The organism is Streptomyces sp. DSM 41931 (assembly GCF_050271085.1).
GTDB lineage: Bacteria > Actinomycetota > Actinomycetes > Streptomycetales > Streptomycetaceae > Streptomyces > Streptomyces albogriseolus.
In genome coordinates this window covers 5,315,821-5,330,237 of sequence record NZ_CP189902.1, presented here as the reverse complement: position 1 = coordinate 5,330,237, position 14,417 = coordinate 5,315,821, and the positions used below count along the sequence as shown (strand labels likewise).

Annotated in this window: 13 protein-coding genes and 1 pseudogene; 9 read left to right on the top strand and 5 right to left on the bottom strand. The window is 70.5% G+C overall.

The window, feature by feature from the left end; all coding sequences use genetic code 11:
* Window positions 1-67 precede the first annotated feature (67 nt).
* Window positions 68-1,063 (top strand): TAXI family TRAP transporter solute-binding subunit, encoded by a 996-nt coding sequence (locus ACP7TJ_RS24640; protein WP_367474058.1) that lies wholly within the window; start codon window positions 68-70, stop codon window positions 1,061-1,063.
* Here ACP7TJ_RS24640 and ACP7TJ_RS24635 read toward each other — a convergent pair.
* A complete protein-coding gene (locus tag ACP7TJ_RS24635; protein WP_167743616.1) occupies window positions 1,042-2,475 on the bottom strand; it encodes a sensor histidine kinase in 1,434 nt (477 codons plus the stop codon). The two genes, ACP7TJ_RS24640 and ACP7TJ_RS24635, sit on opposite strands and share 22 nt — an antisense overlap.
* Before the next feature lie 9 nt (window positions 2,476-2,484).
* Entirely contained in the window at window positions 2,485-3,171 is a 687-nt protein-coding gene (locus ACP7TJ_RS24630; RefSeq protein ID WP_093765196.1) for a response regulator transcription factor, read from the bottom strand.
* A 285-nt stretch (window positions 3,172-3,456) separates the two neighbouring features.
* Between ACP7TJ_RS24630 and ACP7TJ_RS24625 the strand changes: the two genes are divergently transcribed.
* From ACP7TJ_RS24625 to ACP7TJ_RS24605, 5 genes are all read left to right on the top strand, one after another.
* Window positions 3,457-4,233, top strand: coding sequence for an amino acid ABC transporter ATP-binding protein (locus ACP7TJ_RS24625; protein WP_093765195.1), 777 nt, complete (start codon window positions 3,457-3,459; stop codon window positions 4,231-4,233).
* 82 nt (window positions 4,234-4,315) lie between these two features.
* On the top strand, window positions 4,316-5,155 hold the full coding sequence (locus ACP7TJ_RS24620) for a glutamate ABC transporter substrate-binding protein (RefSeq protein ID WP_380800424.1): 840 nt from the start codon (window positions 4,316-4,318) through the stop codon (window positions 5,153-5,155).
* 84 nt (window positions 5,156-5,239) lie between these two features.
* The gene (locus ACP7TJ_RS24615; protein ID WP_167743614.1) at window positions 5,240-5,905 is read left to right on the top strand and encodes an amino acid ABC transporter permease; all 666 of its coding nucleotides are present in this window, start codon (window positions 5,240-5,242) and stop codon (window positions 5,903-5,905) included.
* Window positions 5,902-6,807 (top strand): amino acid ABC transporter permease, encoded by a 906-nt coding sequence (locus ACP7TJ_RS24610; protein WP_193459576.1) that lies wholly within the window; start codon window positions 5,902-5,904, stop codon window positions 6,805-6,807. The genes ACP7TJ_RS24615 and ACP7TJ_RS24610 overlap by 4 nt, the downstream gene beginning before the upstream one ends.
* Window positions 6,808-7,098: 291 nt before the next feature.
* Entirely contained in the window at window positions 7,099-8,718 is a 1,620-nt protein-coding gene (locus ACP7TJ_RS24605; protein WP_367450389.1) for an FAD-dependent monooxygenase, read from the top strand.
* Between the two features lie 160 nt (window positions 8,719-8,878).
* Here the strand turns inward: ACP7TJ_RS24605 and ACP7TJ_RS24600 are convergent.
* Window positions 8,879-9,944, bottom strand: a pseudogene (locus ACP7TJ_RS24600) (TerC family protein).
* A 275-nt stretch (window positions 9,945-10,219) separates the two neighbouring features.
* Here ACP7TJ_RS24600 and ACP7TJ_RS24595 point away from each other — a divergent pair.
* From ACP7TJ_RS24595 to ACP7TJ_RS24585, 3 genes are all read left to right on the top strand, one after another.
* A complete protein-coding gene (locus ACP7TJ_RS24595) occupies window positions 10,220-10,558 on the top strand; it encodes a helix-turn-helix transcriptional regulator (protein ID WP_093765229.1) in 339 nt (112 codons plus the stop codon).
* Between the two features lie 154 nt (window positions 10,559-10,712).
* Window positions 10,713-11,552, top strand: coding sequence for a DUF4397 domain-containing protein (locus ACP7TJ_RS24590; protein ID WP_266401290.1), 840 nt, complete (start codon window positions 10,713-10,715; stop codon window positions 11,550-11,552).
* Between the two features lie 5 nt (window positions 11,553-11,557).
* Window positions 11,558-12,238, top strand: coding sequence for a class F sortase (locus ACP7TJ_RS24585; RefSeq protein ID WP_266401288.1), 681 nt, complete (start codon window positions 11,558-11,560; stop codon window positions 12,236-12,238).
* Window positions 12,239-12,279: 41 nt separating this feature from the next.
* Here the strand turns inward: ACP7TJ_RS24585 and recX are convergent, their stop codons facing one another.
* Window positions 12,280-13,089, bottom strand: a complete 810-nt coding sequence (gene recX, locus ACP7TJ_RS24580; RefSeq protein ID WP_266401285.1) for a recombination regulator RecX — start codon at window positions 13,087-13,089, stop codon at window positions 12,280-12,282.
* A gap of 3 nt (window positions 13,090-13,092) precedes the next feature.
* A complete protein-coding gene (recA, locus tag ACP7TJ_RS24575; RefSeq protein ID WP_093765186.1) occupies window positions 13,093-14,208 on the bottom strand; it encodes a recombinase RecA in 1,116 nt (371 codons plus the stop codon).
* Window positions 14,209-14,417 lie beyond the last annotated feature (209 nt).

Genomic DNA, 14,417 nt, shown 5'->3' with positions numbered 1-14,417 from the left:
GACATCGCCGGCCGTGCTGTGAGTTCCGCCCTGGTCAGCACGGCGGAGGCCTGGCAGGATCGCGGCCATGTCCCATGTGCTGTCCCGCATCGGCAGGCGGCGGGCCCTGCGGGGCGCGGCCGCCGGTCTCGTGGTGCTCGGGCTGCTGCTGTGGTGGGTGGCGCCGTGGCGCGAGGAGCCGCCCGGCGGGACGATCACGATGAGCACCGGCACCCGTGCCGGCGTCTACCAGAAGTACGGCGAGCTGCTGCGGACCGCGCTCGGCAAGGACATGCCCGATCTCGAGGTGCGGCTGAGGACCAGCGACGGCTCCTGGGAGAACGTCCGCCGGGTCGCCACCGGGCAGGCCGACTTCGCCCTCGCGGCGGCCGACGCCGTCGAGACGTACCGGCAGGAGGGCCGCACCGGAGCCGACGGGCTGCGTGGTGTGGCGCGCCTGTACGACGACTACGTGCAGCTCGCCGTCGCGCCCGGCTCGGGCATCCGTACCGTCGCCGATCTGCGGGGCAAGCGGGTCGCCATAGGGCCGCCGAAGTCCGGGGTGCGGCTCATCGCCAACCGGCTGCTGCGGGCGGCCGGGATCGACCCGGAGCGCGACATCGTGCCGTCCGCGGACGGCATCGACACCGGGCCCGGGCGCCTGGGGCACGGCCTGGACGCCTTCTTCTGGTCGGGCGGGCTGCCCACGGACGGTCTGAAGACGTACACCGAGGACTCCGCGCTGCGGTTCGTGCCGATCGACGCCTCCCTCGTCGCGAAGGTGCACGAGCAGGGCGGCGCCACCCGTTACTACCGTGCGACCAACATCCCGGAGTCGGCCTACCCGGGCAGTCAGCTGGGCTCGGCCGTGCCGACCATGGCGGTGTCCAACCTGCTGATCACCCGCGCGGACGTGGATCCCCGGCTCACCGAGTGGCTGACCCGGATCGTGCTGAAGAGCCGTGACCGCATCGGCGCCGACGTGCACTCCGCGCAGCTCGTCGACGTGCGCACCGCCATCTACACCGATCCGCTGGGGCTGCACAAGGGCGCCCGCCGGTACTACCGGTCCGTCAAGCCCTGACCGTCCGCCTCCTCCGCGGGGGCGTTGCGCGGCACGGTCACGGTCACCCGCAGCCCGTGCGGCTCGTGCCGCTCGAAGGAGATCGAGCCGCCGCCCGCGGTGAGCAGCGCCCGGGAGATGGACAGGCCGAGGCCCGACCCCTTGATGTTCTGGTGCCGCCCGCTGCGCCAGAAGCGGTCGCCGACGCGGGCCAGCTCCTCGTCGGTCAGTCCGGGGCCGTTGTCGGTGACGACGACGGTCGCCGTGTCGCCGTTGGTGGCGACGGTCACCTCCACCGTCTCGCCGGACGGCGTGAACTTCACCGCGTTGTCGATGACCGCGTCCAGCGCGCTGGACAGCGCCACGGGGTCCGCCCACGCGGTGGCCGGCGGGCAGACACCGGTCAGCGTGACGTCCTTGGCGTCGGCGGACGGCGCCCAGGCGGCGACCCGCTCGGCGGCCACGGCGCCGATGTCGACGATCTGCAGGTCGGGCTCGCTGTGCTCGGCGAGCGCCAGGTCGAGCAGGTCGTCCAGCACCTGCGCCAGCCGTTTGCCCTCGGCACGCACGGAGGCGATCTCCTCGTTGCCCTCGGGCAGCTCCAGGGCGAGCAGCTCGATCCGCAGCAGCAGCGCGGACAGCGGGTTGCGCAGCTGGTGGGAGGCGTCGGCGACGAAGGCGCGCTGCTGCTCCAGCACGCTCTCGACGTTGTCCGCCATCTCGTTGAAGGAGCGCGCGAGCCGGCGCAGCTCGGGCGGTCCGCCGGCCACCGCGACGCGGGACTTCAGCCGGCCGGTGGCGATGTCGTGGGTGGTGGCGTCGAGAACGCGCACCGGGCGCAGCACCCAGCCGGTGAGCCGGAGCGCCGCGCCGACGGCCAGCAGCATCGCGGTCGCCTCCCCCGCGGCGATGACCAGCCAGCCCTGGAGGATGCGGGAGCGCATCTGCCCCGTGGGCGAGTCGGTGACCACGACCGCGACGACGTCGCCGTCCCGGATCACCGGTGAGGCGACCACCAGGCTGCGCCGCTGCCAGGGCCACACCTGCTCGGGGTCGTGGCTGCGGCGGCTGAGCAGCGCCTCCTCGAACGCGTCCCGGACCTCGCCGGCGCGGGGCAGGAAGAAGTCGGCCGGGGCGTGCGCCATGGGGGCGTCGTTGCGGTAGAAGACTCCGGCGCGGATGTCGTACACCTCGTAGTAGCTGCGCAGTTCGCTGCTGAGCGTCTCGCGGCGCTCGTTGATGTCGCCGCCGACGGTGTCGGCGGGCTCGGTGACGAACTGGGCGAGGGCCGCGAAGCGGGCGGTGTCGTCGATCCGGTCGACGACGACCTTCTGCTGCTGGGCGCCGGCGAGGCTCACCGCGAGCGGCACGCCGAGGGCGAGCAGGACGGCCGCCATCAGGACGATGAGCAGCGGCAGCAGTCGTGTGTGCACCCGGCCCCGCTACGCCGCGGGCGCGACGAGCCGGTAGCCGACGCCGCGCACGGTCTCGATCAGGGCGGGCATGCGCAGCTTGGAGCGCAGGGAGGCCACGTGCACCTCCAGAGTGCGGCCGGTCCCCTCCCAGCTGGTGCGCCACACCTCGCTGATGATCTGCTCCCGGCGGAAGACCACCCCCGGACGCTGCGCCAGCAGCGCGAGCAGATCGAACTCTTTCCGGGTGAGCTGGACGGGCGTGCCGTTGACGCTGACCTGCCGGGTGGGCAGCTCGATGCGCACCGGGCCCAGGAGCACCTGGGTCTCGGTGGCGCCGGTGGCCTCCTCGTGGACGGTGCGCCGGCTGACGGCGTGGATCCGGGCGAGCAGCTCCCCGGTGTCGTACGGCTTCACCACGTAGTCGTCGGCGCCGAGGTTGAGGCCGTGAATGCGGGAGCGCACGTCGGAGCGCGCGGTGACCATGATCACGGGGGTGCTGGTGCGCTTGCGTATCTTGCCGCAGACCTCGTATCCGTCCTGGTCGGGCAGCCCGAGGTCGAGCAGGACGACGCCGAAGCCGTCGCTCTCGGGGACGAGCGCCTGGAGTGCCTCCTCGCCGCTGCGCGCGTGGGTGACGTCGAAGCCGTGGCGGGCCAGGACGGCCGACAGGGCCGCGGCGACGTGGTTGTCGTCCTCGACGAGCAGCAGTCTCACCAGGGCCCCCTTCGGTTCATCGGCCGTACGTTCTTCGGGTGTATCCATCATGGGCACACGCGGGTGCACCTCGCAGTCACGCCGATGAGGTACGACCACGTCAAGAGGGTTCCGGTTGCGCTTCGGTACCGTTGTCGCGCGCGGACGCGTTCCAGCTCTCAAGTGCTACGACAGGTGTCCGATTGCTATCGGATCGTGATGCTCAGATTCCCCTCAGATGTAATGACGCAGGTCTGAAGGATTACTACTGTCCTCCGAAACCGAGGAGGACGGAGCCTGAGAGCGATGACCGAAGTATCGGTGGCCAAGGAAGATGTGGCCGCGACCGGCGATCTGGTCGTCCTGAAGAGCGTCAACAAGCACTTCGGCGCGTTGCACGTTCTCCAGGACATCGACCTCACGATCGCCCGTGGCGAAGTCGTCGTGGTCATCGGACCCTCCGGGTCCGGGAAGTCCACCCTGTGCCGCACCATCAACCGTCTGGAGACGATCGACTCCGGCTCGATCACGATCGACGGCAAGCCCCTGCCCGACGAGGGCAAGGCGCTCGCACGGCTCCGTGCCGACGTGGGGATGGTCTTCCAGTCCTTCAACCTCTTCGCGCACAAGACCGTGCTCGAGAACGTGACGCTCGGACAGGTCAAGGTCCGGAAGAAGGACAAGAAGGAGGCCGAGGAGCGGGCGCGTGCCCTCCTCGACCGGGTCGGTGTGGCCGCACAGGCCGAGAAGTACCCCGCACAGCTCTCCGGTGGTCAGCAGCAGCGCGTCGCCATCGCGCGGGCCCTGGCGATGGAGCCCAAGGTCATGCTCTTCGACGAGCCGACGTCGGCTCTCGACCCCGAGATGATCAACGAGGTTCTCGAGGTCATGCAGCAGCTCGCCCGTGACGGCATGACCATGATCGTCGTCACCCACGAGATGGGCTTCGCGCGCTCGGCCGCGAACCGCGTGGTGTTCATGGCGGACGGCCGCATCGTCGAGCAGGCGACGCCGGACCAGTTCTTCAGCAACCCGCGCAGCGACCGCGCCAAGGACTTCCTGTCGAAGATCCTTCACCACTGAGGCGCGGCGCCGCGCCCCTGCCGACCTGCGTCACCGGACATTGACCGGACCGCATCAGTTCACCAGTCAAAGGATGTGCACCATGAAGCTCCGCAAGGTCACCGCCGCCTCGGCCACCGTCTTCGCCCTCGCCCTGACCGCCACCGCGTGCGGGGGTGGCGACTCGGACAACGAGTCCTCCTCGGGCGGCGGCAAGGACAAGATCACGATCGGCATCAAGTTCGACCAGCCGGGCCTCGGCCAGAAGACCCCGCAGGGCTACGAGGGCTTCGACGTGGACGTCGCCACCTACGTCGCCAAGAAGCTCGGTTACGAGGAGAACCAGATCGAGTGGAAGGAGTCGAAGAGCGCCGACCGCGAGACGATGCTGCAGCGCGGCGACGTCGACTTCATCGCCGCCACCTACTCGATCACCCCGGAGCGCCAGGAGAAGGTCGACTTCGCCGGCCCGTACCTGCTCGCCCACCAGGACGTGCTGCTCCGCGCCGACGACGACAAGATCAAGTCGCCTGAGGATCTGAACGACGCGAAGCTCTGCTCCGTCACCGGCTCCACCTCGGCGCAGAACGTCAAGGAGAAGCTGGCGCCCAAGGCCCAGCTGCAGCCGTACCCGACGTACTCGGCCTGCCTGCCCGGTCTGCAGAACGGCGCCGTCGACGCGCTGACCACGGACGACTCGATCCTCGCCGGCTACGCCGCCCAGGACCAGTTCAAGGGCAAGTTCAAGCTCGGCGGCTTCAAGCTGACGAACGAGAACTACGGCATCGGCGTCAAGAAGGGCAGCGACCTCAAGGACAAGATCAACAAGGCCCTTGAGGAGATGGTCGCCGACGGCAGCTGGGACACGGCCGTGAAGGAGAACTTCGGCCCGGCCAACTACAAGAACGAGCCCGCTCCGAAGATCGGCGACATCAAGAGCTGAGGCAGCGCCTGACCGTGTGCGCCGCCCCCGATGCGGGGCGGCGCACCGGGGCATGCATCCCTACACGCGGAAGCGCGGGAGATCGTGTTCGATTTTCTTGAAGATTACGACCTGCTGGGGGCCTTCTGGACGACGGTGCAGCTCGCTGTGCTCTCCGCCGTCGGCTCCCTGATCTGGGGCACCCTGCTGGCCGCCATGCGCGTCGGCCCGGTGCCGCTGATGCGCGGCTTCGGGACCGCGTACGTGAACATCGTGCGGAACATCCCGCTGACGGTCATCATCCTGTTCACGTCGCTCGGCCTCAACCAGACCCTGGGCGTCACGCTCGGCGCGGACGACTTCGAAACGATCAACTTCCGCCTCGCCGTCCTCGGTCTGATCCTGTACACGTCGGCCTTCGTGTGCGAGGCGCTGCGCTCCGGCATCAACACCGTGCCGGTCGGCCAGGCCGAGGCGGCCCGCGCGCTCGGCCTCAGCTTCAACCAGGTGCTGGGCCTCGTGGTGCTGCCCCAGGCGTTCCGTTCGTCCGTCGGTCCGCTGGCGAACGTCCTCATCGCGCTCATCAAGAACACCACGGTGGCCGCCGCCATCGGTGTGGCCGAGGCGGCGCTGTTGATGAAGGAGATGATCGAGAACGAGGCGCAGCTGCTGCTGATCTCCGCGGTCATCGCGTTCGGTTTCGTGGTTCTGACGCTGCCGACCGGCCTGTTCCTCGGCTGGGTGGGCAAGAAGGTGGCGGTGAAGCGATGAGTTCCGTCCTGTACGACGCCCAGGGGCCCCGTGCCAAGCGGCGGAACGCCGTCTTCACGGTGGTCTTCCTCCTCGCCCTCGCCGCCCTGCTGTGGTGGGTGTTCGGCACCCTCAACGACAAGGGCCAGCTGGAGTGGGCCCTGTGGAAGCCGTTCTTCACCGGCACCGAGGCCTGGACCACGTACATCTGGCCGGGTTTGCAGAACACGCTGAAGGCCGCCGTGCTCGCGGTGATCATCGCGCTGCCGCTCGGCGCGGTCCTCGGCATCGCCCGTCTCTCGGACCACGCCTGGGTCCGCGTCCCGGCCGGCATCGTGGTGGAGTTCTTCCGCGCCATCCCCGTGCTGGTCCTGATGATCTTCGGCCTGGCGCTGTTCGCCGAGTACACCGACGTCAGCTCCGACGACCGTCCGCTGTACGCGGTCGTCACGGGTCTGGTGCTCTACAACGCCTCCGTCCTCGCGGAGATCGTGCGCGCCGGCATCCTGTCCCTGCCCAAGGGCCAGTCCGAGGCCGCGATGGCGATCGGCCTGCGCAAGAACCAGCTGATGCGGCTGGTCCTGCTGCCGCAGGCGGTCACCGCGATGCTCCCGGCCATCGTCAGCCAGCTCGTCGTCATCGTGAAGGACACCGCCCTCGGCGGCGCCGTCCTCACCTTCCCCGAGCTGCTCGCCTCGGCCAACACCATGAGCGGCTACTACGGCGCCAACGTGATCGCCAGCTTCACCGTGGTCGCCGTGCTCTTCATCGCGCTCAACTTCGCCCTCACCTCTTTCGCCTCCTGGCTCGAGGCGCGCCTGCGCCGCAGCAAGCGCGGCACGGGTGCGGTGCTCGGTGTCGAGGACGTCGACGACATCAACGCGGCCGAGGTCGGCGGTCCGCACAAGAACGACGGCGTCTGACGCGCGACTCCTCCATGACATGACTGTGGCCCGCCGGGAACGGCGGGCCACAGTCATGTCGGTGGCCGGCCGTCGTCACCGTGACGGATGAGCGATGCTCCCCTGACTCATGTGATGAACTGTCACCTGCCGGGACCGCTCCTGCGGCGGCTCATGATCGCCACCGCCCTTCGGTCACTTGACGCAAGCACCGGCAATAGGTTGCATACGTTCTGTGATCGTGCACCCTGCTCCATCTTCCTGTTCCCTCACGTCCTCCCCGACGTCACGCCGAGCAGGGAGCGCCGCGCCGTGGACCCGGTGATCGTCGTCGGAGCGGGGCCCGTCGGGCTCACGCTGGCACTGGCGCTGGCGCGACAGGACGTACCGTGCGTGGTCCTCGACGAGGGGCCGGGCAAGGACGAACCCCGTCCCGCCCGCACTGTCGTGCTGCGCGAGGACACCGCCGCGCTGATGGAGCGGCTGACCGGCCTGTCCCTCGACCACGCGGGGTTCCGTTGGGCCGGATGGCGGTCGATGCGGCGCAAGCAGGTGACGAACGAGGTCGCCTTCGAGGACGCCGAGGCCGCTCCCCTGCACATCGCCCAGCACGTCCTGACCGGCGCGCTGCGCGCGGCCCTGGAGAACGAACGGCTCGTCAAGATCGCTGTGGACAGCCGCCTGGACACCATGGAGCAGGAACGGTCCGGCGTCACCGCCCACACCCGGGGCGCCTCCGGCACCTGGTGGCGCGGCAGTTACCTGGTCGGCTGCGACGGCCCGCGCTCCACCGTGCGCAAGCTCCAGGACATCCGTTTCCCCGGCCGCACCGCGGTGGAACGTCACGCCGTCGCCGCCCTGCGCACCGAACTCCCCTGGCAGGACGAGGCGCTGCTGCACCGCTCCCCGCCCTGGCGCACCTCCGGCCCCTCCGCCGGTGAGATCACCGCCCGTCCACTGCCGGACGACGTGTGGCGGCTGGACTGGCTGCTGCCCCCGGGCAAGGACCTGGTCACCCCCGAGATGCTGCTCACCCGCATCCGGGAGACCCTGGCCGGCTGGAACGGCGGCACGGTGCCCCCGTACGAACTCCTCGACACCGGCGTGCACACCGTCCACCACCGGCTGGCCCGGCGCTGGCGGGCCGACCGCGTCTTCCTCGCCGGGGACGCGGCCCACCTGCTCGGCGCGCTGGGCACGCACGGGCTGGACGAAGGGCTGCGCGACGCCGACAACCTCGCCTGGAAACTGGCCCTGGCCTGGCACCACGGTCCGCACGAGGCGCTGCTCGACAGCTATCAGACCGAGCGCCGGGCGATCGTCGCCTCCCGGCTGCGCGCCGCCGACCAGGCACTGCCGCTGCTGCGCGGCGGCGGAGGGCTGCGCACCTACGTCCCCGGCTCCTCGCGCGGCCTCGACACGCTCCTGATGGACGGTCACCTCGGGCGCGGAGCGCTGGGCGCACCCGGCACGTACGCCGACTCGCCCCTCACGCCCGGCCGTCTGGACGGCGAGACGCCCGTCGGGACGGCACCGGGGGCGGCCGTCACGGACGTGATCGTCACCGCCGAGGACGGCACCTTCGTCCGGCTCCGGGACCGGCTCGGGCGGGGCGCCCTGCTGGTGGTGCTGATCGCGCCGGGCACGGGGGTGTGGGAACGCCGCCACTGGGTGTCCGCCGGGATCATGCCCCGGCTGGCGGCGGCCGTCTCGGCGCTGCCGCACCGGGCCGAACTGCTGGTCGCCGAGAGCTACCCGGGCGCGGCGGCCCACACCGTGCTGCTGGTACGGCCCGACGGCCACCTGGTCACCGCGCTGAGCGGGGTCCGCCCCGCGGACTTGTACACGGCGGCCGAGGCCGTGCTCGGCGAACCCGGCACGGCGGAGACGAAGAGGGACGCCAAGGCGGACGCCGGGGCGGCGTCGAGCTGACGCTCAGGGCCTGCGCCCCGCCGCGCCGCGTCCGGCGCCCTGCCCTCGGCCCACGGCCCTCGGCCCTCTGGCCCTCTGGCCCTCGGCACAGTACGGTCAGCGGGCCGTAGGCGCCGCGGGTGCGACGCCCACGGCGAGGGCGGCGGAGCGGGAGTGATCGCTACAATCGGGGCGGCTCCGTACCGTGCGAGTGGCCGGCAGGCGCGGAGCCCTGGCCGGTCGCCCGGCCGGTGTCGGCGGCGTCCGCGCTGCCCGTACCCGGCGTGGCGCCGGCGTGGTCGCCGTCGTCGCCGTGGTCGTCGCGCGTGGCGACGAGGGACCACCCGATGGACACCGTGATGGTGACGACGATGACGCCGAGAGTCAGGGGAATGGGCAGCTTGCCCACGGGGGTCTCGGAGAGGATCAGTTTTGACACCGGCGAAGGCGAGCAGCACCGCGAGCCCGTAGTGGAGATAGGCGAAGCGGCGCAGCAGGCCCGCCAGGCAGAAGTACAGACTGCGCAGGCCGAGCACCGCGAAGGCGTTGGCGGTCCACACCAGGAACGTGTTGGTGGTGATCGCGAGGATCGCGGCGACGGAGTCGACGGCGAAGATCAGGTCGGTGGCCTCGATCGCGACCAGGGCCACGAACAGCAGGGTGGCCACGCGCCGCCCGTTGATCTTCGTGAAGAACCGGCCACCGTGAAACCTCGGGTCCGTGGGGATGATCCTCTTCACCAGACGGACGACGATGTTGCGGTCCGGGTGGACTTCCTCGTCCTTGGAGACGGCCATCTTGTAGCCGGTCCAGATGAGGAACGCACCGAACAGGTAGGCGGTCCAGAAGAAGAGCTGCAGCAGTTCGGCGCCGACGAAGATGAACACCAACCGGAACACCAGAGCGCCGATGACACCCCAGAACAGGACCTTGTGCTGGTACGCGTCGGGCACGGCGAAGAACGAGAAGACCAGGGCGAAGACGAAGACGTTGTCGATCGAGAGTGCCTTCTCGATCAGGTATCCGGCGTAGTAGGTGGAGGACACGTCTCCGCCCTGCCACGCGAGCAGGACCAGCCCGAAGGCCAGGCCGATCGCGATCCACACCCCGGACCAGACGGCCGCCTCCTTGAACCCGATGACGTGGTTGTCCCGGTGGGCGATCAGATCGACGGCGAGCATGACGGCGATGACGAGCGAGACCGCGGCCCACACCCACAGCGGGACGGCGAACGACAGATCATTCATGGCACATCGAGTTCCTCGGACGGAGTCGGACCGCGGAGACGGCGGGCGGGCGCCTCCGGGCCGGGATCCCCACGGTCCGCATCACGGCGGGACGGGTCTGGGTACGGACGGACATCGAGAACCCCCTCAAAGGGGATGAGTAAGGACATCGAGCGATGTGTCCATCCTCGCCCGACACATCAAAACCCGTCAAGAGTTACGCGAAAATTCTTTCGTCAATCGAGTTTCGTGAAACGACCTTGGTCAGGTGAACTCGGCTTCGTATGATGAAGACCATGAGCCGGCCTTCCTCCGCACGTGGCGACCAGTGGACGTTCCTGACCAATCACGCGCGCGTCCTGATCGCCCTCGCCCAGGACCCCGACGCGCGGCTCCGGGACGTCGCCGAGCGCATCGGCATCACCGAACGCGCCGTCCAACTGATCGTCGCCGACCTCGAATCGGCCGGATACCTCACGCGCACGCGCATCGGCCGCCGCAACCGCTACACGATCGACTTCACCGTCGCCCTGCGCCATCCCACCGAGGCCGACCATCCCGTCGGCGACCTGCTGACGACCTTCATCCACCGCGAGGACACTCCGGCAGCCGACTCCGGACCCGCCGCCTCCTAAGCCCCCGGCGTCCGCTGGCATTTGGGGCAAAAGTAACTTTAAGTGACTCAAGTGGCGGAAAGTCTCATCGCTTCTCACTATGGACCAGGCGCCGCCACGCGGTCCGTGATGACGACCGCGGCAGCGCAGACCGGCCCCCACGAAGGGAGTTCCGATGACGAAGCGCAGCAGGAAGACAGCCGCCGCCACCGCCGGTGCCTGCGTCCTGTCCCTCGCCGTGGCCGTTCCGGCCTCCGCGGAGAGTACGGCGCAGGAGGACGGCAAGGCGTCCGTGTCCGTGTTTCACGGCGTTCCCGGCCTCACCGTCGACGTGTTCGCCAACGGGAACGAACTGCTTCCCGACTTCAAGCCCGGCACCCTGACCGAGCCCCAGCCCCTGGATCCGGGCACCTACGACATCAAGATCTTCCCCGATGGCGAGGGCCCCGACGGCACTCCCGCCATCCAGAAGAGCGTCGATGTCCCGGCCGGGGCGAACGCGACGCTCGCCGCCCACCTCGACGCGCAGGGCGACCCCACGCTCACCGCGTTCGTCAACGACACCTCCGAGGTTCCGGCGGGCCAGGCGCGGCTGACCGTCCGTCATGTGGCCGCGGCACCCGCCGTGGACGTCCGGGCGGGCGGCGAGCCGGTCGTCCGGGACCTGACCAACCCGAACGAGAAGTCGCTCGAGGTGCCCGCCGGCACGGTGAACGCCGACGTCGTCCTGGCCGGGACCGACACCGTGGCCATCGGCCCCGCCGACCTCGACCTGGCCGAGGGCACCAGCACGGTCGTCTACGCCTGGGGCAGCGCCGAGGACAAGAACCTCGCGCTGAAGAGTCAGACGATCAGCGGCATGGACTCCGCACCGAACGGTGTGGACGCCGGTGAGAGCGGAGCCATGGCCTCCGACAACGAGTCCGCCACCGCCTGGCTGGCCTGGAGCGCCGCGGGTGCCGTCGCGGTCGCCGGTCTGCTGGCCGTCCGCCGTCTGCGCGCCCGGGGCGACTGACGGCCGTGCGTTCCCGCACAGGGCCCCGACGGCCGCCGCGGCGGCCCACCGCGGCGGCCGTCGGGGCCGCCGCGGTCGCCGCCCTCGTCCTGGCGGCGCTGCTGGTCTGGTCGCTGTGGCCGTCCGGAGTCTCGGTGCCGTCGGACTTCGGCACCCGTCCGCGTGCCCTGGAGACCGCGACCGGGGCGTCGTCCGGGGGTGTCGACGACGCACCGGGCGAGCGGAAGACATCCCGCCCCGTGTCCGAACCGACGGCGCTCCGCGTCCCCCGGGTCTCCCTGGAGGCCCGGGTCCAGGACGTCGGCGTCCAGGACGACGGCACGGTGGAGATCCCCGACGACGCGGAGCAGGCAGGCTGGTACCGCTTCGGGCCCGCACCGGGCGCCCCCGAGGGCTCCGCCGTCCTGATCGGCCACGTGGACGACCGCACCGGTGACCTGGGCGCCTTCGCCAAGCTGTACGGGGTCCGGAAGGGCGACGCCATCACCGTCGCCCGCGAGGACGCGCCTCCCGTCCGGTACGAGGTGACGGCCCGCGAGGTGGTCGACAAGGACAGGCTCCCCGACGAGGTGTTCCGGCGCCACGGGCAGCCGGTCCTGACCCTGGTCACCTGCGCGCCCCCGTACGACCGCGAGCGCGGCGGTTACCAGCGGAATCTGCTGGTGTACGCGGTCCCCGCCGGGTGATCCGCCGGACCGGACCGGGCGACCGGTGCGGTCCCGCCGCTTCAGAACGGCTCGTCGCCGAGGAGGTCCGCGTCCTCGCCCTCTTCCTCCAGGGCCTGGCGGACCACGCGCAGGGCGAGGCCCTCCGGGTAGCCCTTGCGGGCGAGCATGCCGGCGAGGCGGCGTATCCGCTTGTCGCGGTCGAGGCCGCGAGTGGCGCGCAGCTTACGGGCCACCAGTTCGCGGGCGGTCTCCTCCTCCTGCTCGGAGTCGAGCCGGGAGACGGCCTCGTCGATCAGCGCGGAGTCGACGCCCTTGGTGCGCAGCTCCCGCGCGAGGGCGCGCCGGGCCAGCCCGCGGCCGTGGTGCCGGGACTCCACCCAGGCGTCCGCGAAGGCGCTGTCGTTGATCAGTCCGACCTCCTCGAACCGGGACAGCACCTCCTCGGCGGCCTCGTCGGGGATCTCCCGCTTGCGGAGCGCGTCGGCGAGCTGCTTCCGGGTGCGCGGGGTCCCGGTGAGCAGCCGCAGACAGATCGCCCGCGCCCGCTCCACCGGGTCCCCCGGAGGTTCCTCCCGCTCTGCCCTCACCGAGTCGGAGGCGCCTCCGTCCGCCGCGGCCGCCTCGCCGAAGGATCGGCGCCGGCGCCCGCGTCCACCGTGCGGCCCGCCGTCACGCGAGCCACCCGCCCGTGCCGTACGACCGCCGCGTCGCCGGCCGCCGCCACCGCCCGCTTCCGGGAGGCCGGGGTCCGCGTCGTCGTACGCCGTGTCACCGCCGACGGCCGGGCCCTCGCCGCCCACGGCGTCCCTCCCCCGTGGGACACCGGGAGCGTCGTACTCGTACTCGGCCCAGTCGGTTCGTCGGGTCACGGGTCAGCTCTTGGCCGCCGCGGCCTTGGACTTGGTGCCCTTGGCCGCCGGGGCCGGTACCGCCGCGGGCTCGGCCGGAGCGGCGGCGGCGTCCGCGCCCGCCTCGGCGGGGGTCTCCTCGGGCCGGACGCCCACGCCCAGCTTCGTGAGGATCTTCTTCTCGATCTCGTTGGCGAGGTCGGGGTTGTCCTTCAGGAAGTTGCGGGCGTTCTCCTTGCCCTGGCCGAGCTGGTCGCCCTCGTACGTGTACCAGGCGCCGGCCTTGCGGACGAAGCCGTGCTCCACGCCCATGTCGATCAGACCGCCCTCGCGGCTGATGCCCTGGCCGTAGAGGATGTCGAACTCGGCCTGCTTGAAGGGCGGCGCGACCTTGTTCTTGACGACCTTGCAGCGGGTGCGGTTGCCGACCGCCTCGGTGCCGTCCTTGAGGGTCTCGATGCGGCGGATGTCGATACGCACGGAGGCGTAGAACTTCAGCGCGCGGCCACCGGTCGTGGTCTCCGGCGAGCCGAACATCACGCCGATCTTCTCGCGGAGCTGGTTGATGAAGATCGCGGTGGTCTTGGACTGGTTGAGCGCGCTGGTGATCTTCCGCAGGGCCTGGCTCATCAGACGGGCCTGCAGACCCACGTGGCTGTCGCCCATCTCGCCCTCGATCTCGGCGCGGGGCACGAGCGCCGCGACGGAGTCGATGACGATGAGGTCGAGGGCGCCGGAGCGGACCAGCATGTCCACGATCTCCAGGGCCTGCTCGCCGTTGTCCGGCTGGGACAGGATGAGGTTGTCGATGTCGACGCCGAGCTTCTTCGCGTACTCGGGGTCGAGGGCGTGCTCCGCGTCCACGAACGCGACCTGGCCGCCGGCCCTCTGCGCGTTCGCCACCGCGTGCAGGGTCAGGGTCGTCTTACCGGAGGACTCCGGTCCGTAGATCTCCACCACACGGCCGCGCGGCAGGCCGCCGACGCCGAGGGCCACGTCGAGCGCGGTCGACCCGGTCGGGATGACCTCGATGGGCTCCTTCGACCGCTCGCCCATGCGCATGACCGCGCCCTTGCCGAATTGCCGTTCAATCTGTGCGAGCGCGGCGTCGAGCGCCTTCTCGCGGTCGGTTCCTGCCATGGGTTCCACCCGGTTTGCTTGAGTCGATCGCTTCACGTCAAAGACGCTAACGCCTGCCACTGACAACGCGCCCCGACGCACGTCCGGCCTGTGGATAACCCGGGCGCCTACCCAGCCGAACTGGGGCAGAACGCCCGGCGTTGAGCCTCACCGGCTCCCCCATAAGAATAGATGTTCGATTTTCATGTCAAGCCGCACCGCCGGGGACC

Excerpts from the sequence above, each read along its gene's own strand:
- ACP7TJ_RS24590 (WP_266401290.1), top strand. The coding sequence starts at position 10,713 with ATGACGAAGCGCAGCAGGAAGACAGCCGCCGCCACCGCCGGTGCCTGC.
- ACP7TJ_RS24625 (WP_093765195.1), top strand. The coding sequence starts at position 3,457 with ATGACCGAAGTATCGGTGGCCAAGGAAGATGTGGCCGCGACCGGCGAT.
- ACP7TJ_RS24595 (WP_093765229.1), top strand. The coding sequence starts at position 10,220 with ATGAGCCGGCCTTCCTCCGCACGTGGCGACCAGTGGACGTTCCTGACC.
- recA (WP_093765186.1), bottom strand. The coding sequence starts at position 14,208 with ATGGCAGGAACCGACCGCGAGAAGGCGCTCGACGCCGCGCTCGCACAG.
- ACP7TJ_RS24620 (WP_380800424.1), top strand. The coding sequence starts at position 4,316 with ATGAAGCTCCGCAAGGTCACCGCCGCCTCGGCCACCGTCTTCGCCCTC.
- ACP7TJ_RS24640 (WP_367474058.1), top strand. The coding sequence starts at position 68 with ATGTCCCATGTGCTGTCCCGCATCGGCAGGCGGCGGGCCCTGCGGGGC.
- ACP7TJ_RS24610 (WP_193459576.1), top strand. The coding sequence starts at position 5,902 with ATGAGTTCCGTCCTGTACGACGCCCAGGGGCCCCGTGCCAAGCGGCGG.